At 56.4% G+C, this 24,256-nt stretch carries 19 protein-coding genes; 10 read left to right on the top strand and 9 right to left on the bottom strand.

The window, feature by feature from the left end:
* Positions 1-83: 83 nt before the first annotated feature.
* From D1823_RS19620 to D1823_RS19610, 3 genes are all read right to left on the bottom strand, one after another.
* Entirely contained in the window at positions 84-2,297 is a 2,214-nt protein-coding gene (locus D1823_RS19620; protein ID WP_117873244.1) for an NADP-dependent isocitrate dehydrogenase, read from the bottom strand.
* A 318-nt stretch (positions 2,298-2,615) separates the two neighbouring features.
* Positions 2,616-3,674 (bottom strand): ABC transporter ATP-binding protein, encoded by a 1,059-nt coding sequence (locus D1823_RS19615; RefSeq protein ID WP_117873242.1) that lies wholly within the window; start codon positions 3,672-3,674, stop codon positions 2,616-2,618.
* Positions 3,671-4,477 (bottom strand): IclR family transcriptional regulator, encoded by an 807-nt coding sequence (locus D1823_RS19610; RefSeq protein ID WP_117873240.1) that lies wholly within the window; start codon positions 4,475-4,477, stop codon positions 3,671-3,673. Before D1823_RS19610 ends, D1823_RS19615 begins: the two co-directional genes overlap by 4 nt.
* Positions 4,478-4,618: 141 nt before the next feature.
* Here D1823_RS19610 and D1823_RS19605 point away from each other — a divergent pair, with 141 nt between their 5' ends.
* The 10 genes from D1823_RS19605 to D1823_RS19560 all read left to right on the top strand — a co-directional run bounded on the left by D1823_RS19605 (position 4,619) and on the right by D1823_RS19560 (position 15,879).
* Positions 4,619-5,878, top strand: coding sequence for an ABC transporter substrate-binding protein (locus D1823_RS19605; RefSeq protein WP_117873238.1), 1,260 nt, complete (start codon positions 4,619-4,621; stop codon positions 5,876-5,878).
* A gap of 92 nt (positions 5,879-5,970) precedes the next feature.
* A complete protein-coding gene (locus D1823_RS19600) occupies positions 5,971-6,897 on the top strand; it encodes a carbohydrate ABC transporter permease (protein ID WP_117873236.1) in 927 nt (308 codons plus the stop codon).
* Between the two features lies 1 nt (position 6,898).
* Positions 6,899-7,747, top strand: coding sequence for a carbohydrate ABC transporter permease (locus D1823_RS19595; RefSeq protein ID WP_117873233.1), 849 nt, complete (start codon positions 6,899-6,901; stop codon positions 7,745-7,747).
* Positions 7,744-9,084 carry an alpha-glucosidase/alpha-galactosidase gene (locus D1823_RS19590; protein ID WP_117873231.1) on the top strand — a complete coding sequence of 447 codons (1,341 nt, stop codon included), beginning with the start codon at positions 7,744-7,746 and terminating at the stop codon, positions 9,082-9,084. The genes D1823_RS19595 and D1823_RS19590 overlap by 4 nt, the downstream gene beginning before the upstream one ends.
* Positions 9,085-9,138: 54 nt before the next feature.
* On the top strand, positions 9,139-10,845 hold the full coding sequence (locus tag D1823_RS19585; RefSeq protein ID WP_117873229.1) for an IlvD/Edd family dehydratase: 1,707 nt from the start codon (positions 9,139-9,141) through the stop codon (positions 10,843-10,845).
* Positions 10,845-11,609, top strand: a complete 765-nt coding sequence (locus D1823_RS19580) for an SDR family NAD(P)-dependent oxidoreductase (protein WP_117873227.1) — start codon at positions 10,845-10,847, stop codon at positions 11,607-11,609. The genes D1823_RS19585 and D1823_RS19580 overlap by 1 nt, the downstream gene beginning before the upstream one ends.
* A gap of 4 nt (positions 11,610-11,613) precedes the next feature.
* Positions 11,614-12,507: a 2-dehydro-3-deoxygalactonokinase gene (locus D1823_RS19575; RefSeq protein WP_117874031.1), complete on the top strand. Its 894-nt coding sequence runs from the start codon at positions 11,614-11,616 to the stop codon at positions 12,505-12,507.
* Positions 12,504-13,109, top strand: a complete 606-nt coding sequence (locus tag D1823_RS19570; RefSeq protein ID WP_117873225.1) for a 2-dehydro-3-deoxy-6-phosphogalactonate aldolase — start codon at positions 12,504-12,506, stop codon at positions 13,107-13,109. The genes D1823_RS19575 and D1823_RS19570 overlap by 4 nt, the downstream gene beginning before the upstream one ends.
* Positions 13,106-13,966 carry an SMP-30/gluconolactonase/LRE family protein gene (locus D1823_RS19565; RefSeq protein WP_117873223.1) on the top strand — a complete coding sequence of 287 codons (861 nt, stop codon included), beginning with the start codon at positions 13,106-13,108 and terminating at the stop codon, positions 13,964-13,966. Before D1823_RS19570 ends, D1823_RS19565 begins: the two co-directional genes overlap by 4 nt.
* Positions 13,963-15,879, top strand: coding sequence for a beta-galactosidase (locus tag D1823_RS19560; protein ID WP_117873221.1), 1,917 nt, complete (start codon positions 13,963-13,965; stop codon positions 15,877-15,879). Before D1823_RS19565 ends, D1823_RS19560 begins: the two co-directional genes overlap by 4 nt.
* A 40-nt stretch (positions 15,880-15,919) precedes the next feature.
* On the opposite strand, the gene D1823_RS19555 is transcribed toward D1823_RS19560, so the two are convergent.
* The 6 genes from D1823_RS19555 to D1823_RS19530 form a co-directional block, all read right to left on the bottom strand.
* Positions 15,920-17,191 carry an ABC transporter permease gene (locus D1823_RS19555; protein ID WP_117873219.1) on the bottom strand — a complete coding sequence of 424 codons (1,272 nt, stop codon included), beginning with the start codon at positions 17,189-17,191 and terminating at the stop codon, positions 15,920-15,922.
* Entirely contained in the window at positions 17,188-18,108 is a 921-nt protein-coding gene (locus tag D1823_RS19550) for an ABC transporter permease (RefSeq protein WP_117873217.1), read from the bottom strand. The genes D1823_RS19555 and D1823_RS19550 overlap by 4 nt, the downstream gene beginning before the upstream one ends.
* Before the next feature lie 12 nt (positions 18,109-18,120).
* Complete coding sequence (locus D1823_RS19545) at positions 18,121-19,233, bottom strand: ABC transporter ATP-binding protein (RefSeq protein ID WP_117873215.1); 1,113 nt, start codon at positions 19,231-19,233, stop codon at positions 18,121-18,123.
* Between the two features lie 115 nt (positions 19,234-19,348).
* Positions 19,349-20,473: an extracellular solute-binding protein gene (locus tag D1823_RS19540; RefSeq protein ID WP_117873213.1), complete on the bottom strand. Its 1,125-nt coding sequence runs from the start codon at positions 20,471-20,473 to the stop codon at positions 19,349-19,351.
* A 146-nt stretch (positions 20,474-20,619) separates the two neighbouring features.
* A complete protein-coding gene (locus D1823_RS19535) occupies positions 20,620-22,584 on the bottom strand; it encodes a beta-galactosidase (RefSeq protein WP_117873211.1) in 1,965 nt (654 codons plus the stop codon).
* On the bottom strand, positions 22,581-24,227 hold the full coding sequence (locus tag D1823_RS19530) for an amino acid ABC transporter permease (protein ID WP_117873209.1): 1,647 nt from the start codon (positions 24,225-24,227) through the stop codon (positions 22,581-22,583). The genes D1823_RS19535 and D1823_RS19530 overlap by 4 nt, the downstream gene beginning before the upstream one ends.
* Positions 24,228-24,256: the final 29 nt, after the last annotated feature.

Genomic DNA, 24,256 nt, shown 5'->3' with positions numbered 1-24,256 from the left:
CGCGTTCTATGAAAAGGACCGCACAAAGGCGGCCCTTTCGTGTTCTGATGTCGGACGAAACTCACCCGTTTGCTCGACAGTGATTAGCCGATGATCGCGTTCAGCGTAGCGCTGGCGCGCATCACGGCTGCAGTTTTGCCCGGGTCGGTGTGATAGTATCCGCCCAAGTCCACGGCTGGTCCCTGAACAGCGGCCAGTTCCGACAAGATCTGCTCTTCTTTGTCTGCCAGTTCTTTTGCCAGTGGTGCAATTTCATCTGCCAGTTCTGCATCGTCGGATTGGGCCGCCAAAGCTTCGGCCCAGTACCGCGCGAACCAGTAATGGCTGTCGCGGTTGTCAGGTTGGCCGACTTTCCGACTTGGTGAGCGGTTGTTGTCCAGAATGCCCTGAGTTGCAGCCTCTGCCGCGGCGCCGAGAACACCTGCTTTCACGTTGCCTTTGGTGTCAGCTAGGAAGTTCAGAGACTCCCCAAGCGCGCAGAACTCACCCATCGAATCCCAGCGCAAATGGTTTTCCTCAACCAATTGCTGAACGTGCTTCGGGGCCGAGCCCCCTGCCCCGGTTTCGAACAGACCGCCGCCATTCATCAGCTTGACGATCGACAGCATCTTGGCCGAGGTACCCAGTTCGAGGATCGGGAACAGGTCCGTCAGGTAATCCCGAAGCACGTTGCCCGTGATGGCAATTGTATCTTTCTCGGCTGTTATGGTCTCCAATGACTGGCGGGTTGCCTCGCGCGGAGCCATGATCTGGAACTTGTCGGCAACGCCAGCCGCCTCGAGCGCCGGCTTTACGTATTTGATCAGCTCGGCATCGTGAGCGCGGTTTGCGTCCAACCAGAAGATCGCCTCGGACCCGGTCAGGCGCTGGCGGTCCATCGCCAGTTGAATCCAGTTTTCGATCGGTGCTTTCTTGGCAGTGCAGGCGCGCCAGATGTCACCCTTTTCAACAGCGTGCTCGTGCAGTGTTTTACCATTGGCCAGCACAATGCGCATGGTGCCATCGGCAGGCGCTTGAAAGGTGGTCGGGTGTGAACCGTACTCTTCGGCTTTTTGCGCCATTAGGCCAACATTTGCGACCGCACCGGCAGTGGCCGGATTCAGTGCTCCGTTGGCTTTGAAAAATTTGATGCTTTCATCATAAACAGTTGCATAGCACCGATCGGGGATCACGCAATTTGTGTCACCCTTGGCACCGGTTTCATCCCAACCCTTACCGCCCGCGCGGATTACCGCTGGCATCGAAGCATCAATAATCACGTCGGAAGGAACGTGCAGGTTGGTGATACCCTTGTCGCTATCCACCATATACATCGACGGGCGATCAGCTTTGATCGCGTCGATTGCGGCTACGATCTCGGCATTGTTTTGAACCCGCTCAAGCAAGTCTCCTAGACCAGAGTTTGGGTTCACACCCAGCGCATCCAGTTCAGCGCCGAATTTTTCAAAGACCGGAACCAACCAGGCCTTGACCGCATAGCCAAAAATGATCGGGTCAGAGACCTTCATCATCGTGGCTTTCAGGTGCAGCGAGAACATTGTGCCGTCTTTCTTGGTGTCCTCGATGGCCTCTGCTAGGAACGACGACAGAGCTTTGACCGACATGAAAGTCGCATCAGTCACCGTGCCTTCCTCCAACGGCCACGCATCCTTCAGAACAGTCACACTGCCGTCTTTACCGACAAACTCGATCCTTGCATCACCCGCCTGGGCAGCAGGGATGGTCGCCGATTTCTCATTGGCGTAGAAATCGTTGCCAGACATGGACGAGACTTTGGTTTTGCTGTCCGAGGCCCATTCACCCATGGAATGCGGATTTTTCCGGGCATAGTTTTTGACTGCCCGGGCTGCGCGGCGGTCACTGTTGCCTTCGCGCAGAACCGGGTTCACGGCCGAGCCTTTGATGGCATCATAGCGTGCGCGGATCGCCTTTTCTTCGTCGGTCGAGGGTTCTTCCGGGTATGCAGGGATATCATAACCTTGCGATTGCAACTCTTCTATGGCGGCCACCAATTGCGGAACCGAGGCCGATATGTTCGGCAGCTTGATCACATTAGCATCCGGGGTCTTTACCAGTTCACCCAATGCGGCCAGATCGTCTGAGACGCGCTGCTCATCCATCAGGTTCTCGGGGAAGGCCGCCAGAATGCGCCCGGCCAGTGAAATGTCCTTGGTGCCCACGCTGACGCCAGCAGCCGAAGCGAACTTGCGAATGATGGGCAGGAACGAGGCGCTGGCCAATTCGGGCGCTTCGTCTACAATGGTATACAATATGTCGAAGTTCGATTTATCTGCCATATTCTTTTACCTTTTTAAGCCTTTCGGGGCGTGCGATCCAAGAGTTGAAGCCACTTCAGCATGGCGCGGGAGGGGCGCGATCACGATACCGCCCCTGGGTGACTCTGTTTTGACAGGGCTTCACTTAAATGACGTTGGGCTGGGAATCAATCATCTGTGCCCGCGCGTTTTGCCACGGGCTGGGCGTGTATGACCTTAGATGCTATCTGCTCAACGTTTCGCCCGTCTGTCTTTGGCGTTTCGCTTCAGGTCACGCCACATATTTTCCATGAAGCTGCGCGGCTGGTCCAACGAAGTTCTTCGAGTTGTGTCCAAGGACTACCGAAACCTCTGTCCTGTCTCGGGATCAAATACCATGGCACGGGCGGGTTGAATTGATATGCCAATCCGATCACCCATTTTGCTACGTTGGTCTTCCCGTTCTTCCACAATCAGTTTGTCGCCATTCGGCGTCAGCAGATATGAGTAGGAAACACCGCCAAGTGCTTCAGTCAGGTCCACGGTGCAGGTATCCGCTGAGCGGTCTATGAAAACGTGTTCGGGACGCATTCCCAACGTCACCTTATCCTTTCCCGCAGGAACGTTTGCCGAAATTGGTAACGGCTGACCTAGGGCGGGATGGGTGACGTGGCCGTCGGCATAATCGCAATCGAGAAAATTCATAGCGGGCGAACCGATGAAGCCCGCAACAAACCGATTGTCAGGATCGCGGTACAGATCCATCGGAGCCCCCACTTGTTCAATCCGGCCATCACGCAGTACGACAATCTTGTCGGCCATCGTCATGGCTTCGACCTGATCATGGGTCACATAGATCATGGTCGCACCGATTTCCTGATGCAGTCGCGCGATCTCGACGCGCATCTCGACCCGCAACTCAGCGTCCAGGTTGGACAAGGGTTCATCGAACAGAAAAACCTCGGGCCCGCGAACAATGGCCCGCCCAATCGCAACCCTCTGCCGTTGCCCCCCCGACAGGGCCTTGGGTTTGCGTTTGAGATAGGGGTCAAGCTTCAGAATACTCGAAGCTTCCTGCACTTTTCGGTCGATCTCGGCTTTTGGGACACCGTTCATGCGCAAGCCAAATCCCATGTTTTCGGCCACTGACATGTGAGGGTAGAGCGCATAGGTCTGGAACACCATGGCCACGCCGCGCTTAGCCGGGTCCATATGTGTCACCTCGCGCGCCCCGATGTGAATTTCGCCTTCCGAAGTTTCTTCCAACCCCGCGATCATCCGCAATAAAGTTGATTTTCCGCACCCTGAAGGACCAACAAAAACGCAGAATTCGCCATCTTCGATCTGCAGGTCGATCCCATGAATGACCTGAGTCTGACCGTATCGTTTGATTGCCTGGTTCAGAGTTACACCTGTCATGTCACTTGCATCCTGTCGTTTCTGGGGCTTGGGCGCGTTTCGGGGAATCGCCACGCTTGTGCTTCGGTTCCGATTTGTTCGGCCACTCGCCGTACGCGCGGCACCCAGGCCTCGAGTTGGTTGAAATCCATACGTTCGGTAGACCCGGTTATCGAAATCGCACCGAGCATCCGACCGTTCAACGTCAGAACCGGGCATGCGATGCATATGATGCCGGGCTCATGCTCTTCATTATCGATGGCAAATCCCCGGCTGCGAATCCGGTCGAGATCCGCCCTCAACATCTGCTCTGATGTCAGAGTACTGTCAGTGAAGCGGTGATAGCTTTGCTGGGAAATCGCCCTGTTCAGCGCATCTTCATCCAAGAAGGCCAGCATCGCCTTGCCAACCCCTGTACAGTAGGCCGGGCCAACCTTGCCAGCCTGAGAGTACATTTCGATAGGCTGCGCGGCGTTGCGTTTATCGACGTAAAGAACCTGACTTGAATCGAGTTGCGCCAGATGCACGGTCTCACCGGTTTCCCGGCTGAGGGCATCCAGAAAAGGGCGTGCAATCGGCGCCAGAGAGCTTTGCGTCCATGCCGCATGGGCCAAACGTACCAACCGCATCCCGGGGGAATAGGTCTGCCTGTCGCGGTCATAGGACAGCATTCCCTGATTGGTCAGGGTTTGCAGGAATCGGTACAGGGTCGCCTTTGGAAAATCGCTGCTTTCCAAAAGTTCAGCAAACCGAACCGGGCGCTCAAACGACGCCACTTGATCGAGCACATCACATGCTTTGCCTATAGTTCCGTCACCTGACACGGGTCTCCGCTCTCCTCCATTTATCCATCGCCATCGTCACGAGGGTCTTGACAACAGTAACCGAGTCGATGTGTAGTTTTCAATATATAAAACAAGGTTTCATTATTTGGAACCTTACATGGGAGCAACAGGGAGGAGACCATGTATTCAACTTTCAAGCGCACAACGGCTGCGCTGGCGCTCGGTGTCGCGATGGCGGCACCGGCAGCTGCGGAACTCACCGGAGAGCTGCGGATTTTTCTCGACACATCAAACCCGGCGCCCCGCGCGACGATGGAAGCGATGATCGAGCGGTTCGGAGCACAGCATCCGGGGTTGGAGATCGAAACAACGGTCATCGACCGTGAAGCATACAAAACGCAGATCCGGAATTTCCTGACGGCCGACACCCCGGACGTGGCCACGTGGTACGCGGCCAACCGCATGAAGCCATATGTCGAGGCTGGTTTGTTCGAGGATGTTTCGGATTTGTGGGCGGAGCCTGAGATCGCCGATAACCTCGCTTCGACCAAGGGCGCGTTGACAATCGACGGCAAGCAATGGGGTGTACCCTATACCTATTATCAGTGGGGTGTTTACTACCGCAAAGATATCTTTGATGAACTGGGTTTGAGCGAGCCGACCACCTGGGAAGAAGAACTGTCCAACTGCCAGAAAATCGTCGATTCAGGACGTGCCTGCTATACCATTGGCACCAAGTTCCTTTGGACCGCCGGTGGCTGGTTTGACTATCTGAACATGCGGACCAACGGTTTTGACTTCCACCAGCAACTGGCCAACGGTGAAATCAGCTGGGAAGATGACCGGGTAAAACAGACCTTCGCCAACTGGAAGCAGTTGATCGACATGGGCGCCTTCATCGACAATCACCAGACATATAGCTGGCAGGAAGCCCTGCCCTTCATGGTCAATGGTGAGGCAGCAGCCTACCTGATGGGCAACTTTGCTGTGGCACCGCTTCGCGATGCGGGCCTGACCGATGACCAGCTGGATTTCTACCAGTTCGTCGCGATCAATCCCGATGTTGAGCTGGCCGAAGACGCCCCGACCGACACGTTCCACATCCCGGCCAATGCTTCGAACAAGGAAGCTGCACGCGAGTTCCTGCGTTTCGTGGTCTCTGCAGACGAGCAGACCGAAATCAACAACGGCGCGAATCTCGGCCAATTGCCGGTCAACGCTCAATCCGCTGTGGATGACGACAAGTTCCTGCAACAGGGCTTTGAAATGCTTTCGTCGAACAGCCCCGGTGGGGTAGCCCAGTTCTGGGATCGCGACGCACCTGCGGAAATGGCCAAAGCATCCATGGAAGGTTTCCAGGAATTCATGGTCAAACCCGACAATGTAGACCGGATTCTGGCCAAACTGGAGCGCGCGCGTGGGCGCATATACGATAACTGATCAGGCAAGGGCCGGGTCAAAGCCCGGCCCGTATTCCCTTAAAACGTAAGGCGGGTTCCGACTGGCCTTACTCCAACAGACCCGAGTTTCCCATGACAGTTGCAGCCGACGCCTCAGAACAGGAAAGCTGGTTTCATCGCAACCAGCAAAGCATCGCACCCTGGCTGTTTCTGGCCCCGGGGCTGCTGTTCTTCATGGTGTACGTGATTATTCCGGTATTCCAGTCCTTTAACCTGTCACTGTATGAGTGGGACGGCCTGGGCGCTGCCGAATACGTTGGCTTTAGTAACTACGAAGACCTTTATTGGGAATGGGTGGACCGGGATGCTTTCTACATCTCGATGAAAAACAACCTGATCTGGCTGATCCTTTACCTTGCTGCGATTCCGGCAGGTTTGTTCATCGCCCTGTTCCTGAATCAGACCGTTTGGGGCATCCGCCTTTATAAGTCCCTGTTTTTCTTTCCTTTCGTGATTTCTCAGGTCGTGGTGGGGCTCGTGTTCACCTGGTTCTACGATCCGACTTTCGGGTTGCTGAACGAATTCCTCGGCTTCTTCGGCCTGGGCCCAGTAAACGTGTTGGGCGATGAGCGTTTCGTGACCTATGGCATCATCTTCGCCGGCCTCTGGCCACAAACCGCCTATTGCATGATCCTGTACCTTACCGGCCTGAACGCTGTAGACCCGGAACAGATCGAAGCAGGACGCCTGGACGGGGCCAAGGGTTGGAAGATGCTCTGGCACATCATTATCCCGCAACTGCGGCCTGCAACCTTTATCGCGTTTGTCGTGACCATCATCGGCGCACTGCGATCTTTCGACCTGATCTCGATCATGACACAAGGTGGACCGTTCGGATCCTCCCGAGTGCTGGCCTATTACATGTTCGAGGTCGCCCTGTCCGAATACGGCTTCCGCATGGGTTATGGCGCAGCCATTGCCGTGATCCTTTTCCTGATCATGCTGTGCTTTATCGCCTATTTCCTGTGGTCGATGTACCGTGAAGAGAAGGGGCACTGAGATGTTTCCCAAACCCATCGAAAAACAACCCCGTGCGGCACAGATCACGTATCAAGCCATGCTTCCATTGGCCCTTCTGTTGTGGCTGGGTCCCCTACTGGCGGTTGCCCTCTTCTCGGTGAAACCGGCTGCTGACTTCACCAACGCGAACTACTGGGGAATGCCGTCCAGCTTTGAGGGCGCGTTCAACTATGGACAGGTCTTCTTTAATTCGGACATGCCGCGATACCTGCTGAATTCATTCATGATCACTGTCCCGACAGTGATCGGAGCGGTGGCACTCAGCTGCATGACCGGCTTTGCGCTTGGCATCTACAAGTTCAAGTCAAACCTCTGGATCTTTTTCATGTTCGTGGCCGGAAACTTCGTGCCCTTCCAAATCCTGATGGTGCCGGTTCGGGATCTGACCCTGCAACTTGGGCTTTACAATACAAAGACCGGGCTGGTGCTGTTCCATATCGCCTTCCAAACCGGGTTCTGCACTCTGTTCATGCGCAACTTCATCCGCGCCCTGCCCTTCGAGCTGATCGAGGCCGCCCGGGTCGAGGGCATCAGCGAATGGCGCATCTTCTGGTACGTCGTCCTACCCTTGATGAAGCCTGCGATTGCCGCGCTCAGCGTATTGATCTTCACGTTCATCTGGAATGACTATTTCTGGGCTGTCGTCCTGACACAGGGCGCAGAAAGTCAGCCCGTGACCGCAGGCATCACCAGTTTCAACGCGCAATACCGAGCGGCTTATCAATTGATGAGCGCAGGATCCATCGTTGCGGCTCTGCCACCGGTGGCCATGTTCTTCCTGATGCAGAAACACTTCATTGCGGGCTTGACCCTCGGAGCTGTGAAATGACCAAAATTACCTTTATCGGTGCCGGGTCCACAATTTTCATGCAGAACATCGTTGGGGATGCTCTGTTGACCCCGGCGCTGGCCGACAGTCACTTTGCGCTTATGGATATCGATCCCGAACGCCTGGCGGAAAGCGAAGCAGTTGCGCGTTCCATGATCCGCTCGGTCGGGGCCGGGGCGACCGTCTCGACCCATACCGACCGCCGCGCGGCGCTGGACGGGGCCGACTTCGTCATCACCGCGTTTCAGGTCGGGGGATATAAGCCCTGCACAGTCACCGATTTCGAGATCCCCAAGCAGTATGGCTTGCGTCAAACCATCGCTGATACGCTGGGCGTCGGAGGGATCATGCGAGGTTTGCGCACGGTTCCGGTGCTTTGGGATGTCGCAGGGGACATGATGCAACTCTGTCCGAACGCGACGTTGCTGCAATACGTAAATCCGATGGCCATCAACACCTGGGCACTGGCCGAACGCTTCCCGACCCTGAAACATGTGGGCCTTTGCCACTCGGTTCAAAACACGGTCGAGGAATTGGCCCATGATCTGGATCTGCCAAAAGATGAGTTTCGCTACAAAGTCGCGGGCGTCAATCACGTCGCTTTCTTTCTGAAACTGGAACATCAGGGCCGCGACCTGTATCCGGCACTGCGACAGGGCTATCACGCGGGGAAATTCCCCAAGGCGCCACTGCTGATGCCGCGCTGCCCCAACAAAGTGCGGTATGAGGTGATGGATCACCTGGGTTATTTCTGCACCGAAAGCTCGGAACACCTGGCCGAATACGTGCCGTGGTTCATCAAGGACGGGCGCGAGGATTTGATCCAAGAATTCTCGATCCCGCTGGACGAATACCCCACCCGCTGCGTCGAGCAGGTCGAGACGTGGAAGGAACAGGCCAAGACCCTGACCGACGGGCGCAATATCGATGTCACGCGCAGCCACGAATTCGCCGCGGACCTGATGAACGCGATCGTTACGAACACGCCTTACATGGCCTATGGCAACCTGCCCAACACCGGCCAGATTCCGCAATTGCCCTTGGGAGCAGCGGTCGAAACCCCCTGTCTGGTTGACAGCAACGGTGTGCAGCCTTCTGTCGTCACCGACATCCCGCCGCAGTTGATTGCCCTGATGCGCACGCAGATCAACGTGCAGGAACTGACTGTTCGGGCCCTGACCGAACAAAACCCCGAACACATCTATCACGCTGCCATGATGGACCCGCATACCGCCGCCGAGCTGGATTTGCGGCAAATCCGCAACCTTGTCACGGATCTGCTGACGACCCATACCGAATGGCTGCCTGATTGGTGCCGCCCCGCCCGCGCAGCCTGATCTACATATTTCTCAAAAACCAAACCCAACCCTGCCAAGAAAAGCTCCTACAAAATGAAAAAACGCCGCTCACAGCATTGGTACGGAAAACTCGACAAGGATGGCTTTATTCATCGGTCGTGGATGAAGAACCAGGGCTTTCCGGATCACGCGTTCGACGGGCGCCCGATCATCGGCATCTGCAACACCTGGTCCGAGCTGACGCCCTGCAACTCGGGCCTGCGCGATCTGGCCGAAGGCGTGAAGCGCGGTGTGTGGGAGGCCGGGGGCTTCCCGGTGGAATTCCCTGTCATGTCGCTGGGCGAAACCCAGATGAAACCCACCGCCATGCTGTTTCGCAATCTGCTGGCCATAGATGTCGAGGAATCGATCCGCGCCTATGGCATCGACGGCGTGGTGCTGTTGGGCGGCTGCGACAAGACCACGCCGGGCCAGCTGATGGGAGCGGCCTCGGTCGATCTGCCTTCAATCGTTGTAAGTTCAGGCCCGATGTTGAATGGCAAATATCGCGGACAGGATATTGGTTCCGGCACCGATGTCTGGAAGTTCTCCGAGGCGGTTCGGGCTGGCGAAATGACCCTGCAGGATTTCATGAACGCCGAATCCGGTATGTCGCGCAGTGCCGGTGTCTGCATGACCATGGGCACCGCCAGCACGATGGCTTCTTTGGTCGAAGCAATGGGTATGTCGCTGCCCACCAACGCCGCCTTGCCCGCTGTCGACGCCCGTCGAATGGCACTGGCGCATCTGACCGGCAAGCGGATCGTCGAGATGGTGGATGAAGACCTCAAACCATCGGACATCCTGACAAAGGAAGCCTTCGAGAACGCCATCCTAGCCAACGCCGCCGTGGGCGGATCGACCAACGCGGTGGTGCACCTGCTGGCACTGGCCGGTCGCGTGGGCGTGAATTTAGCCTTGAAGGACTTCGAAATCGGGTCCGAGATTCCACTTCTGGTCAACTGCATGCCTTCCGGCAAATACCTGATGGAAGACTTCTGCTATGCAGGCGGCGTGCCTGTTGTGCTGAACGAACTCAAACCCTTCCTGCGCCCGGCAAAAACGGTGCTGAACAAGGACATCTCAGCTCATTACGAAGGTGTCGAGTGTTTCAATACGGATGTCATCCGTCCCTTCAACGACCCTGTGAAACCCGCCGCGGGTTTGCGCGTTCTGCGCGGCAACCTTGCGCCGAATGGGGCAATCGTCAAGCCTTCGGCGGCCACTGACGTGCTTCTCGAGACCGAGGGCGAGGCCTTCGTTTTCGGCAACATCGAAGACCTGAAGGCCAATATCGACCGTGAAGACCTGCCGGTCACGCCCGAGAGCATTCTGGTGCTCAAGGGTTGTGGCCCCAAGGGATATCCGGGCATGCCCGAGGTCGGCAACATGCCGATCCCGGCGAAATTGGTGAAAGAGGGTGTGCGAGACATGATCCGCATCTCGGACGCCCGCATGTCGGGAACAGCATATGGCACCGTCATTTTGCATGTCAGCCCCGAAGCGCAGGCGGGTGGCACGCTGGCGCTGGTCAAAACCGGAGACCGCATCCGTGTTTCAGCCAGCAGCGGCGAACTGGAACTGCTTGTGGACGAGAACGAACTGAACGCCCGCCGCGCTGCGTGGCAGCCGGATGATCCGCACTACACTCGCGGCTATGCAAAACTTTACATCGACCACGTGTTGCAAGCAGATCAGGGGGCGGATCTGGATTTCCTTGTTGGCAAAGACACCCGCCTCGTGACCAGAGAGAGTCACTGATGACCCAACCAACTACATTCCACGATCTGAACGGAGCCTCCGTCTATATCACCGGCGGCGGCTCGGGCGTTGGTGCGGCGCTGACAGATGGATTCATGGCACAGGGGGCCAATGTGGCCTTCATTGGTCGGTCGGATGCAAGCGGGTTTGTCGAAGAGATGCGCGACAAGCACGGCCGCGCGCCGCTGTTCCTGCAAGGCGACATGACCGACACCGAACTACTGCACGCGACGATGGCCAAAGCTGCCGAGGCTCATGGCCCTTTGAACGTCTTGGTGAACAATGCTGCCAACGACCAACGTCATACGCTTGAGGAAACCACGACGGAATTCTGGGACTGGATGATCGAGGTGAACCTGAAAGCCTATTATTTCGCGTGTCAGGAAGCCGCCCGGCAAATGAAAGATGGCGGGGCAATCATCAATTTCAGCTCGATCAGTTACATGATGGGCAATGCTGGTTATCCGATCTACACGACCTCGAATGCTGGGATTACGGGGATGACACGGTCATTGGCACGTGAACTGGGGCCGAGAAAAATCCGGGTAAATGCTCTGGCCCCCGGTTGGGTTCTGACGGAAAAACAGTTGGACAAATGGGCCACACCCGAGGATCTGGCGGCACATTTGGACCGGCAATGTCTGAAAGAGCACCTGAAGCCCGAGGATATGATAGCACCAACACTTTTTTTGGCGTCCAGGGCCAGCCATGCGATGACCGGGCAATGTATGGCTGTTGATGGTGGCGTTGTGGTTTCGGGGTGATGTTATGAATACTGAGTGGATCGCCGTCGACTGGGGAACATCTCACTTACGGGCCTGGGCCATGCAGGGTGCGACCGCGCTGGACCATGCGCAATCTGACAAGGGGATGGCGCATGTCGGACCCGACGGGTTTCAAGCCGCCCTACTGGATTTGATCGAAAACTGGTTGCCCGGCGCGCCGGTGGATGTGGTCGCCTGCGGAATGGTCGGCGCACGCCAAGGCTGGGTGGAAGCACCTTATTCGACCGTGCCGTCGGACCCCTTGCCGGATGTCCCGATCCGCGTTCCCGGATCAGACCCGCGTATCCGGGCCTTTGTCATACCCGGCCTGAAACAGACAACCCCGCCGGATGTGATGCGGGGTGAGGAAACCCAAATTGCTGGATTTCTGGGCGCGCGTCAGAATTGGGACGGCGTCATCTGCCTGCCCGGCACCCACACGAAATGGGTTCAGGTGAGTGCTGGCGAGGTTGTAAGCTTTCGTACTTTCATGACGGGTGAGTTGTTCGACCTGCTGTGTGGTCAGTCCGTACTACGACACTCTGTAGGTCCGGGCTGGGACGAAAACGCCTTCGCCGACGCAGTTGCAGATACGTTTTCAAAGCCCGAACAATTGGCTGCCCGTCTTTTTAGCCTGAGAGCCGCGGACTTGTTGCAAGGTCAGGCCAAAGCCACCGCGCGCGCGCGCCTTTCAGGATTGTTGATCGGGGCCGAACTGGCCGCGACACGTCCGTATTGGCTGGGGCAACAGCTGGCCATTATCGGAGCGGAAGGCGTGTCGCGGACATATGCAACAGCCCTGCAACGGCAAGGCGCATTTGTAGAAACTGCAAACGCTACCGAGGCGACACTGGCCGGGCTTGCGTTGGCGCGAAACATGACAAGGCAAACCGCATGAGCCGTCCCATCATCGCCATATTGCGCGGGTTAAAGCCGCAAGAAGCCAAAGCCGTTGGCCGCACCATTATTGATGCCGGCATCGACCGGATCGAAGTGCCGCTCAATTCTCCGGACCCGCTCGACAGTATCGGCACTTTGGTTGATGCGTTTGGAAATCAGGCCCTGATCGGCGCGGGCACTGTTTTGACAGTCGATCAGGTGGACGCTGTGTCGGCTGCTGGTGGTAAATTGATCGTATCGCCCAACTATGATGCAGAGGTTATCAAGCGATCAGTCGCGTTGGGCCTGCAAAGCTGGCCGGGGGTTTACACCCCAACCGAAGCTTTCGCGGCCCTCAAGGCCGGGGCCACCGGGTTGAAGCTGTTCCCAGGGGTGATGGCTGGTCCGGCGGGTTTGGCCGCGTTACGCCCGGTTTTGCCCACAAGCTCGCTTGTTTTTGCCGTTGGCGGTGCCGGACCCGACAATTTCGCGCAATGGATCAAAGCGGGCGCAGATGGCTTTGGGATAGGCTCTGCACTTTACAAACCCGGTATAGATGTCGCCGAAATCGCAGAGCGCGCCCGGCATATCGTAACGGCCTTTGATGAGGCCGCCGGATGAGCATCATCTTTGACGACCGCCCCTGCGAGTTGGGCGAAGGCCCGTTGTGGCATCCTGAAAGGCGTCAGCTTTTCTGGTTCGATATCATCGGCAAACGTCTGATGACCCGCGAGCGGGGTACGCCAAAAAGCTGGAGCTTCGATGAACACGTCTCGGCTGCGGGCTGGGTGGACCGCGATACACTTCTAATGGCTTCTGAAACCGGTCTTTGGCGTTTTGATTTGCTATCCGGTAAGCGGAATTTGATTGTGTCTCTGGAAGCTGACAACCCCGTCACCCGTTCAAATGATGGCCGCGCTGACCCTTGGGGCGGGTTTTGGATCGGGACAATGGGCAAGCAGGCGGAACCCGGGGCTGGATCAATCTATCGGTTCTGGAAAGGTGAGTTGAGACCATTGGTTCCGGATGTAACAATCTCCAATGCGATCTGTTTTGCCCCCGATTGTTCGGTGGCCTATTTCTGCGACACCGCAACGAAACAAGTCAGGCGCTGGCGTCTGAACGCCGAAACCGGGTGGCCGGAAGACGACAGCGCAGTTTTTCTGGATTTGCGCAAAGAAGGTCTGAACCCGGATGGTGCGGTCATTGATGCCCAGGGGAATATCTGGATCGCACAATGGGGCGCCAGCCGGATCGCGGCGTACACAGCCGACGGCACATTTCTGAAGGCCGTTGCATATGACGCATTACATACGTCATGCCCCGCCTTCGGGGGCGATGAACTAAATACGCTTTTCTGCACAACGGCCCGTCAGGGGTTGAGCGCGGAAGCAATAGAAAACCAACCGACCAACGGCATGACATTTGCCGCGCGAAATGCAGGTCAGGGCCAGGCAGAACACAAGGTCATCTTATGAAGCCGGAACTGGGTGTTTGTTACTATCCTGAGCATTGGCCAGAGGCGATGTGGGCCGACGATGCCGCGAAAATGGTCGAAACAGGCCTGACTTGGGTGCGCATTGGCGAGTTCGCGTGGAGTCGCATCGAGCCGCAGTCCGGCGTTTTACAATTCGATTGGCTGGATCGCGCGATTGAGACTCTCGGTGCAGCCGGATTGAAGGTCGTGCTGGGCACGCCAACAGCAACGCCGCCGCGCTGGATGTTGGACAAACACCCGGACATGCTGGCCGCCGATGAAAACGGCAACCCGCGCAAGTTCGGATCCCGGCGGCATTACTGCTTTAGCCATCAAGGCTATATCGCCGAATGTACCCGCATCGCCCGGATATTGGGTGAACGGTACGGTAAGAACCCGCATGTGGTCGCCTGGCAGATTGACAACGAATATGGGTGTCACGACACCACTCTCAGCTACAGCGCAGCTGCCCAACAGGCGTTTCGCCATTGGCTGGCCGAGCGGTACGACAGCGTTGAAACGCTGAACCGGGCGTGGGGCAATGTGTTCTGGTCGATGGAATATCGCACCTTCAACGAATTCGACCTGCCCAATCAAACCGTGACCGAGCCGAACCCGGCTCATGTGCTTGCATTCCGGCGCTTCAGTTCGGATCAGGTCGCAGCATTCAACAGGGCTCAGGTGGATACGCTGCGACCGTTGACCGATGCGCCGCTTTTGCACAATTACATGGGACGTGTTCTGGACTTCGACCATTTCAAGGTCGGCGCGGATCTGGATATCGCCACCTGGGACAGTTATCCGATCGGTTTTCTATCGGACCGGCTGGAAGCCGACGAAGCGCACAAGACCGCCTATTTGCAACAGGGCGATCCGGACATGCAGGCGTTTCATCATGATCTTTACCGTGTCATAGGGCGTGGCCGTTGGTGGGTGATGGAACAACAACCCGGTCCGGTGAATTGGGCCCCGTACAACCCGGCACCTCTTCCTGGAATGGTACGCCTGTGGACGCTTGAGGCTGTGGCTCATGGCGCTGAGGTGGTAAGCTATTTCCGCTGGCGACAAGCCCCGTTTGCACAAGAGCAGATGCATGCCGGCTTGCTGACATCGAACAATCACCCTGCACCCGCACTGGCAGAGGCCCGCCAGACCGCAGACAATCTGAAAAAGTTGGGTGCGGTGCAACAGGTACAGGCCAAGGTGGCAATTCTATTCGATTATGCTTCGGATTGGGCGTGGTCGACGCAACCGCAAGGCGCGGGTTTTGATTATTTCCGATTGGTTTTTTCAGCATATCGTGCGCTGCGTCGTGCCGGTTTGTCTGTCGACTTTGTTTCGGCGAACGACATTTCCGCTCGTTACAGTCTGATCCTTGCTCCCGGTTTGGCTAGAATAGAACCTGAGTTGGAACAACACCTGGCAAACAGGTGCGATCTTGCGGTTCTGGGGCCACGCAGTGGTGCGATCACCCGAGATTTTCAAATTCCTGACAACGGTCGACCCGGTCTGAGCATGATAGACTGCAACGTCGATCTGGTAGAAACTCTGCCACCTGCAATTCACCTTAAGGTTCGTGGAGGAGGCGCGGCGCGGCATTGGATCGACCGGCTATCAGGAGAAGCTGAAGATCTGCTGAGTTTCGAAGACGGAACATCTGCGCTCAAGGCCGGAGATGGAATGTGGTACTTGGCAGGTTTCCCGGATGAAGACCTTTGGGACCGTGTGATAGCCATGGCTGCGGAAGAAGCCGATTTGACATTGCGCACGATGCCGCAAGGCCTGCGATTGCGTGAGACGGCCAATCATGACTTCCTGATCAACTACAACGCAGGACCGGTGGATTGGAACGGACACACCGTCGAAGGCTGTGACGTCAAAATCCTTAAACGCAACCCGCCCGAACAGACCTGAAGTCAGTCCGGGCGGATGCCAAGGCTATGAACCTGTACAGCTATTCATCGCTTTGCAGGCTGTTGGGGTCAAACACCCCTCCGAAACCACTATTACCAGTTGGCGCGGTTTCAGTTTCAGAAGCACCATCTTCGCCTTCGTTTTCATCACCACCCAGAGAATTTGGGGCGAACACATTGCCAAAGCCGCTGTTATTGGATGGTTTTGGCGCGGTTTGTCCGCCACCCTGTTCGGCCTCTTGAGCTTCTTGCTGCTTGCGACGTTCCTCACGCTGTTTGCGCAACTCCTGGATCCGCTGTTCCGCTTCCAACTGCTTTTGCTCACGAATATCGGCGATACACTGCGCAGGATTATAGGTCGCCGCCGTTCCAACCACGGTGATCGTTGCGACGGCAAAAACGACCAGTAGAACGGCAGCCATGTTACCGGCAAAGAAGCTGGGCAGTTTGATCTTACCTGCAAGCTCTTCCACCGTTGCGTTCTTGCGGGCTGCTGCCACCAGTTCCTGCCGTTTCAGCTTGGCTTCGTTCATGAGCGCAAAGAAAACCGTCAGCGCTACGATGATGAAGGCCAGCGCCGAGATTGCGGGCGTGATTCCATAACGGACCTTTTGAGCCAGTTCGATCGTCAATGTCGGGTATTCACCGAAGGTAAAGGTGGTGGTGTTGTAGTTCTCGAACGATGCGAGGAAAGCCAACACTGCCGCTGATGCAATCGCCGGACGCATGAACGGCAGCAGGATCTTGCGGAAAGCCTGTGCGTGGCTGGCCCCAAGGTCAAGCGCCGCTTCGGTCAGCGCCATGTCGTAGCGCTGCAAACGCGCCACCAACACCAGCATGCAGTAGCTGGCGATAAAGGTGGATTGGCCGATCACCGTCAGGAAGATGCCATTTGAAAGGAAGCTGTCTGCCCCCAATCCCAACATCCGGTTGATCCGGTCCCAGAACACCAGCGTCGAGATACCCAGAACCACGCCGGGGATCAGGATCGGTGCGATGATGATCGTGTAGTAAGTCGCACGCAGTTTTGGCCAGATCTGGGTCAGCAACAGTGCGCCTGCCAGGCCCATGGCGACTGACAGGATGACTGTGCCAATACCGATGATCAGCGAGTTCTTAATACCGTTCAGGATCCGCTGATCCTGAAATAGCTCGCCGAACCACTGGAATGTGAGGCATTCCCACGGACTCATCCGGGGGAACCCGGACGAGTTGAACGCAGTGATCGACATGATCACCAATGGACCCAGCAGGTACAGGAAGAAGATCGCCAGATAGACCCAGATGCTTATACGGAGGAAGGAATTGTTCATTTCCCGATATCCCCCATGTTCACTTTGAACAGGCGCATAACGGCCAGCACGAACAGGATACAAGTGACCAGCAGGACGATCGCGTACGCGGCCCCTTGTGGCCAGTCGTTGTTGTCATTGAATTGCTGATAAATCAGCTGTGTGAACCACAAGCTGGACGGACCGCCCAGAATCTGCGGTGCAGCCAACGCACCGGCAGACAACATGAAAACCATGGTACAACCCGAGCTGATACCAGGCTTGGCGTAGGGAATGACCACACGCCAGTGTATTCGCCACCACGGCGCACCCAGATCGCGTGCCGCTTCGATCTGGTTTTTGTCCAGACTTTCAATGACGTTGTACATCGGGAAGATCATCAGCAGGATGTAGGCATACCCAAGACCTGCATAGAGCGCGATGTCATTGCGGATGAAATCAAACGGCACATCCCAGATACCCAATCCCATGAACAGCGTGTTCAGCACCCCGGTCTCACCGAAGATTATGCGCAACGCAAAGGCCCGCAGAATCTCGTTAATCCAATAGGGAATGATCAGCATGATCGCGAAGATGCGGATATGGCTGCCTTCGGATTGACCCAAATAGTAGGCAATCGGGTAGCAGATGATCAGGTTAAAGATTGTCACACAAACAGCGGCCACAAGGGTTCGGAAGAACACCCTCAGGTCGACTGTGTTATAGTCCTGACTGCCGCCCTCCGGGCCATAGATCAAGTATTTGTAGTTCTCCAGAGTATAGACGTCCTTAGGGCCGCCAATCTCTGGCGGCGGAAGGTTCGGACGGAACGAGAAATCCAGCATCGACAGCTGCGGCAGGATGATCAGGCCGATGGTCCAGAACAGAACCAGGCCCAGGATCGCCAAGCCCATACCGGTTCCGTTGCGGTTGAAGAATTCCTTCAGAAAATGGGGCATGAGTTTATCCCCTTATTCTGCGGCCAGTTCACCGGCAGGAACAACGACGGCATTATGCGTTTCGTATTCCAGCGTGATGTTCTGCCCGGTGTGATCGTCGAAAGATTGCCCGTGGTTGGGGATCGAGACCTTGATTTCCTTGCCGCCTTCACCCTCGGTAAAGATATTGAATGCGTTTCCTTCGAACTCTTCATGGTTAACCCGGGCAGTGACAAAATGATCTCCCGTTGCCCCTTCAGGAGCAATGGCGAAGGCTTCGGGTCGGATGAACATCATCGCGTCGTCGCCTTCTTTCATCTTGCCCTGATTGGCAGTTGAGATCCGTGCCACCAGATCACCCGAGCGGTTGGTCGAGATCAAAGCTTCGGTGCCCATCACCTGTTTGACTTTTCCTCGGAACACATTGTTTTCGCCAACAAAAGAGGCAGCAAAAGCCGTGTTGGGATCGTTATAGATCGTTTTTCCGTCGGCAATCTGGTCAATCACGCCGGCGCGCATGACGGCGATATTGTCTGACATCGTCAGCGCTTCGCCTTGATCGTGCGTGATGTAGATAAAGGTAATACCGACCCGTTGCTGAATCTCACGGAGTTCGGTCCGCATGTGCTGGCGCAGTTTCAGGTCAAGCGCCGACAGAGGTTCATCCAGCAACAGCACGTCCGGTTCCGCGCACAGAGCGCGAGCGATCGCCACACGCTGACGCTGACCGCCCGACAATTCGCTTGGCAGTTTGTCTCCCTGCCCCGGCAACGCAATCATGTCCAGAAGCTCATCGGCACGCCTGCGGCGCTCGGCAGCACTGGCCCCTTTGATTTCCATGGAAAACGTAATGTTTTCCCAGACTTTCATCAGCGGGAACAAAGCGAGATTCTGAAAGATCAGCGCTGTCGGACGCTTGTTGGGCCCGATACCGCGCATATTGTTGCCGCCAATCAGAACATTGCCTTCGCTCGGTTCAAGAAAGCCCGAAACAGCCCTTAGTATGGTTGTTTTACCGCAGCCGGATGGCCCGAGGAACGAAAAGAAATCGCCTCCGTTGATGTTGACGTTTGCATCGCGCACGGCGACGAAGTCACCGAAACGGATCCACAGGTTTTCCAGATCGACTCCGACCCCTGCACTCATTTTTGGTTTCTCCCTGAAGTGCGTGTTTTCACCACACCATATTAGTGTCCGTCACGCCGGGACGGCGCGCAGAAGGGGCCCCCCGCCAAAAGCGGAGGGCGAAGATTCGGAACGCTTAAGCGCTCTTGAATTTGTTGACGAACTCGGTCCGGGTTTCGGCGTACCAAGGCGCTTCGGCCGGCCACGGATTGAGGTTGGCCAGCGAGTCGCCCGGATAGGCTTCGGCAAAGTTCTTCTTGTAGGTGTCGCCGGAATATTGGTCAGCACCCAGCACCGGCGAGTTGTAGCCGTGGCTGTCAATGGCAACACCGGCAGGCTTGGCCTGATAGGCGAAGTCGATGAAGGCGTAAACCTGGTCGATATTCGCAGCACCAGTCGGCATAGATATACCATCCACCCAAGCCATCGCACCTTCGACAGGTGCCTGATAATGCACTGGCTCGCCTGCGGACTTCAGTGCAAGTGGCGGGCCGTCCCAAGTTTGACCTACAATAACGCCTTCATTCAACAGGCCGTTTTTCTGTGTATCGGCATCGTTCCAGATAAGCTTGATGCGATCCTTGCGGGCGACGCACCAGTCGGTGATCTGGCCCCAAACCTTGCGCATGGTGTCTTCATCACCGTACGCGGCCCAGACCGAACCCGGCTCCATTTCGCCAGCGCGTTCCATGTAAAGACCTGCACCCAGCATCATCGAATGCGCGCGGCCCATGGTTTTGCCAGCGTTCGCTTCCGACCACACATCGCCATACGACGGAGCGTCACCTTCCGGCAGCCACAAGTCAGTACGATATGCGATGCCTTCTGTACCCCAGATATGCGGCAGCCAGTGCGCACCGGAACCACCAAAGTCCCAAGCGTCGGTGCCAATCTTGGCCATGGCAGGGTTCACCAGATCGATCGGAACCTTGTTCATGTCAAAAGGCTGCAACAGCTCCAACGGCTCCCACTGAAGCGAGCGGTTGTTGGTCGGTGAAACAATATCAAAGCCCTGACCTTTGGTGGCCTTCATCTTGTTGATGATTTCTTCATTCGAGCCGATACCGGTGTAGTTCACTTTGATTCCCGTAAGGGTCTCAAACTCTTCGATGAAGCTGGGCGGTAGATAATCCGACCACATTAGAATGTTGATTTCGCCCGACGAAGCCAGAGCGCTCTTGCTGTACAGGGGTGCCGCAAGTGCCGCGGCGCCCGCGCTTTTCAGCACAGAGCGTCTCGAAAGAGTCGAATGTTTAGTCATAAGTGTTCTCCCGTTGTTGGATTAGTTCGTTATTGTTTTTTATTCATAGGACTTTCTGTGCCCGTTCGTCAGTCCAAAAGTGACAGTTTGCGGAATTCTTATGTCCAGTTTTGATTCTTGACACGTTTTGGTTGAATTTCAGGGCGTTAGTTTTCCTGCCAAACAGTGAAATCGTGCGCACCGACCGGATCAGAGCCAATCAGCATGCGTCGCGCTCCACCTTCAGGCAGGGGTTTGGACATGTCACCAAAATTGAAGGCAAAATGCAACGTACCGCGCCGGGTTAAGCGCATGTCGGGATCGCAGTCCAGAGGCTTCAGCCCCGCCCATTCCAGGACATCCCGCATAATCACCCGCAAGAGCGCACCGCTGGGGACCATGGCCAGATATGTTGCGCGATCTGACCGGATGACCGCTGGGCTGGCGTCACAGTAGGCACTTTTGAAGCGGGCCAGGACATTTTCCTCGGTCTCGACGATTTCGCGCCACCCACTAAAGTCAAAGAGCTGACCGTTTTGCAGTTGTACGGATTCCCGCGCGATATCAGGAAGCGATTCGACGCGGGCAATACGAACGCCGGTCAAGTTTGCCAGCGCACCCGGGGCCAGATTTGAAGGGGTGTGCATTTGCGGCGTTTTGCTGCCGGACCGGGCGCCAATCAAAAGCTTTGCCCCGGAAGCATCAAGTCTTGCGGCCAGATCCGGGGTCACAATCATGCTTTGCGGAAGTACGATCAGGGCGTAACCGTCCAGGCCATCCTCGGGCCCCACAAAATCAATGTCCACCCCCAGACTGCGCAAGGCAGTGTACCATTCGCGAAAGATATGGGAATTGGGAAAGTGATCATCATGCGGCAGGATATCGGCCGCCCAGATCGAAGCGTAATCCAGCATCATCGCCACCGAGGCTTTCCTGCGCGTCGTCGGCGGCAAGTTTTCGCAATCTTTCACAACCTGAACCAGCTCAAGAGCGGCTTGATCGGCACTACCATCCGCGCGCAGCAAAGCTGTATGGTATTGTTCCTGCGCGAACTTTGCCTGTCGCCATCGAAAGAACATCACAGCTTGCGCGCCATGGGCATAAGCTGCCCACGTCCAAAGCCGAACCATTCCCTCTGCCGGAGAAGGATTCTGAGCCGCCCAGTCCACCGGCCCCGGTTGCTGTTCCAGCACCCACATCCGACCCTGCCCCTGACTGCGATACAAATCGCAATGAAACCCCTGATAGTCTGGCGCACCGGTCCGCAGATAGCGGCGCTTTTCTGTCTCTGACAGGGTTGAGCCCATCAGATTGCCCAGCGGGTAGCTGTCAAAGCCGACGACATCCAGATCTGCGGCCACTGCGTGGTGATCAAACTCGAAACTGCCGGCCATGAAGTTGTGCGTGATATCGCGACCCGGCGCGTGTTTTCGCAGTACATCCACCTGTGTCTTGTTGAACAGCCGTACCCGATCCGAGGAATAGCGCATGAAATCCAGCGCATGCGTGGGGTTGGGTGTGGCGACCAAACCGTTGGGCAGTTCAATCTGGTCAAAGCCGGAATAGCAGGTCCCCCAAAACACGGTCCCCCAGGTCTCGTTCAGTGCGTCGATTGTGCCGTATCGTTGTGCCAGCCAGCGCCGAAAGCCTGCCCGTGCAGCATCAGAATAGCTGAGAGCGGTGTCGTGGTCGTTGTACTCATTGTCGATCTGCCAGGCATGGACATGAGGGTTCTGGCCATATCTGGCGGCATATTCCGTCGCTATTCTGTGCGCCTCGGCCAGATATACGTCACTGGAAAAGCAATAATGTCTGCGCGACCCATACCCTCTGACCCCACCGTCCGGGCCAACCGGCAGGATTTCGGGGTGCTCATCAATCAGCCATTTGGGAGGTGCAGCCGTTGGCGTCGACATCATGACCCGCAGGCCGGCCTGCCCCAGAACCTCAATGACTTCATCCAGCCAGTCCCAGCGAAACTGACCGCGTGCCGGTTCAATCAGACCCCAGGTGAACTCGGCGATCCGAACCCAATCCAAACCCATCTCGGCCATCCGCGCGGCGTCACTGCGCCACTGGGACGGGCCCCATTGTTCGGGATAGTAGCAAACCCCAAGCTCCAGTTTGCTCATCTGCTATCCTTTGCCGTGCGCCGTTCGATCCATTTCAGGAAGCTTGCGCAACCGAGGGTGAGTACCACGTACAGAATTGCCGCCGTGTTGAACGGCGCAAATGGCAGAAAGCTTGCTGCCTGAAACTCTCGCATCCTTTGGGTCATGTCGCGGACGGACAGGATGGACAGCAACGAGGTGTCCTTGATCATCGCGATAAACTCATTTCCCAGAGGTGGGGTTACGATCCGCAAGGCCTGAGGCAAAACGATCAACCGCGCTGTCTGCCAGCGGGACAAACCCAGGGAACTGCCCGCTTCCAATTGCCCTTTGGGAATAGCCTCAATCCCCGATCGGAATATTTCGGCCATATAGGCCGAGTACCCTACCGAAATCGCGATGATCCCGCGTGTCATGTTGGTCATATCAATGCCGCCCCCAGTGGCATCCTTGACCGCGCCCGCCAAAGGCAGACCGATATAAAGGATGATCACCAGCATCGGAATGCCGCGTATCGTGTCCACAAAGAATTCAGCCCCGACCGCCAAAGGATGCAGCTTGTGCTGTGCGCCGCCGATGGTCAGCGTGAGTAGCAAAAAGCCAAAAACGGCGAAGGCCAGCGCGGGATTTCTGTATTTGTCAGGCAAGAAAACTGTCTGCCATAGAATCGGATAGCCTTGTGTGTGAGCGTCTACTGGCACAAAGGCTCCGGACACGCTGTCGACGGTTTCTATCTGCTCCAAAGCCGCGACAGGATCAGTGGCACTGCGTATGCGGTATTGCTGGTCGCCGGCACCTTCGAACTCGCCGAACCGGATGACATCAGCCTGCGCCTGTGGCGTGCCACGTACAATGGCGATGCGCCCTTCGGTGCTTCCGACCAGAACGTAACTGACCTGCGGCTGCATGAAGAAAAAGGCTGATATTGCAAGCAATGTCAGGCTGATCGAGCCATACAAGATCGTGGTACGTGCCTTTGGTTTGAACGACTGCAACCCCACCCAGATCAGTCCCAGAATGGCCGAGAAGATATAGGCGAAGATGGCTGCGCGGAATGTAATGGCTACGCCTGTGGCGAACTGCCAGTGGGCCATGAACATCAGATAAAACAAAACCGCACCTGTAAGGCATTCCAGCCCCAGTAGAACGCGCCAGCGCCAAGGGGGTTGCAACCGCGCCGACAGCAGACACAAGGCGACAACGGCTGCGTATACTGCCAGAAGAACTTGCAGACCTGTTTGAACCTGGGTCACGACTTCGGGATACAACACCCACGCCTGACTGGACCTGTCGATAAGGGTTGATGTGTTCTCGCTGAGCGAGTGAAAGAAAACGGATTCCACGAAGGGCATCAAAAGCTGTGGAGATACGAAGCTTGAGACCAAAAGCGCAATTGATGCGGGCAGCGCCGCTAAGGCGGAAACGCGCAACCAGCCCGGGGCATGATTTGTAAAACGTGCATACCGAGCGCAGAGATATCCCAGGATTGCAACCGAGACGATCAGCAGAAAGCCGACGAAAACAGGCCCTGCATTGTTGCCGATCCCCAGAATTGCAATCAAAGATCGCAGGTATTTCGAAGACGTGGCGAATAGATAGAAGATGAAGGGAGCGGCTGCGAGCAACACAAGATTGCTCGGGCGGATCGTGCTGAGACGCGACATAGTACTTCTCCGCTGAAACATGGCCCGGC

It is taken from the genome of Ruegeria sp. AD91A (assembly GCF_003443535.1).
In the GTDB taxonomy this organism is placed as follows: domain Bacteria; phylum Pseudomonadota; class Alphaproteobacteria; order Rhodobacterales; family Rhodobacteraceae; genus Ruegeria.
This window is presented reverse-complemented; position numbering and strand designations above follow the sequence as displayed.

Excerpts from the sequence above, each read along its gene's own strand:
- D1823_RS19620 (WP_117873244.1), bottom strand. The coding sequence starts at position 2,297 with ATGGCAGATAAATCGAACTTCGACATATTGTATACCATTGTAGACGAA.
- D1823_RS19615 (WP_117873242.1), bottom strand. The coding sequence starts at position 3,674 with ATGACAGGTGTAACTCTGAACCAGGCAATCAAACGATACGGTCAGACT.
- D1823_RS19605 (WP_117873238.1), top strand. The coding sequence starts at position 4,619 with ATGTATTCAACTTTCAAGCGCACAACGGCTGCGCTGGCGCTCGGTGTC.
- D1823_RS19600 (WP_117873236.1), top strand. The coding sequence starts at position 5,971 with ATGACAGTTGCAGCCGACGCCTCAGAACAGGAAAGCTGGTTTCATCGC.
- D1823_RS19595 (WP_117873233.1), top strand. The coding sequence starts at position 6,899 with ATGTTTCCCAAACCCATCGAAAAACAACCCCGTGCGGCACAGATCACG.
- D1823_RS19590 (WP_117873231.1), top strand. The coding sequence starts at position 7,744 with ATGACCAAAATTACCTTTATCGGTGCCGGGTCCACAATTTTCATGCAG.
- D1823_RS19585 (WP_117873229.1), top strand. The coding sequence starts at position 9,139 with ATGAAAAAACGCCGCTCACAGCATTGGTACGGAAAACTCGACAAGGAT.
- D1823_RS19580 (WP_117873227.1), top strand. The coding sequence starts at position 10,845 with ATGACCCAACCAACTACATTCCACGATCTGAACGGAGCCTCCGTCTAT.
- D1823_RS19575 (WP_117874031.1), top strand. The coding sequence starts at position 11,614 with ATGAATACTGAGTGGATCGCCGTCGACTGGGGAACATCTCACTTACGG.
- D1823_RS19570 (WP_117873225.1), top strand. The coding sequence starts at position 12,504 with ATGAGCCGTCCCATCATCGCCATATTGCGCGGGTTAAAGCCGCAAGAA.
- D1823_RS19565 (WP_117873223.1), top strand. The coding sequence starts at position 13,106 with ATGAGCATCATCTTTGACGACCGCCCCTGCGAGTTGGGCGAAGGCCCG.
- D1823_RS19560 (WP_117873221.1), top strand. The coding sequence starts at position 13,963 with ATGAAGCCGGAACTGGGTGTTTGTTACTATCCTGAGCATTGGCCAGAG.
- D1823_RS19555 (WP_117873219.1), bottom strand. The coding sequence starts at position 17,191 with ATGAACAATTCCTTCCTCCGTATAAGCATCTGGGTCTATCTGGCGATC.
- D1823_RS19550 (WP_117873217.1), bottom strand. The coding sequence starts at position 18,108 with ATGCCCCATTTTCTGAAGGAATTCTTCAACCGCAACGGAACCGGTATG.
- D1823_RS19545 (WP_117873215.1), bottom strand. The coding sequence starts at position 19,233 with ATGAGTGCAGGGGTCGGAGTCGATCTGGAAAACCTGTGGATCCGTTTC.
- D1823_RS19540 (WP_117873213.1), bottom strand. The coding sequence starts at position 20,473 with ATGACTAAACATTCGACTCTTTCGAGACGCTCTGTGCTGAAAAGCGCG.
- D1823_RS19535 (WP_117873211.1), bottom strand. The coding sequence starts at position 22,584 with ATGAGCAAACTGGAGCTTGGGGTTTGCTACTATCCCGAACAATGGGGC.
- D1823_RS19530 (WP_117873209.1), bottom strand. The coding sequence starts at position 24,227 with ATGTCGCGTCTCAGCACGATCCGCCCGAGCAATCTTGTGTTGCTCGCA.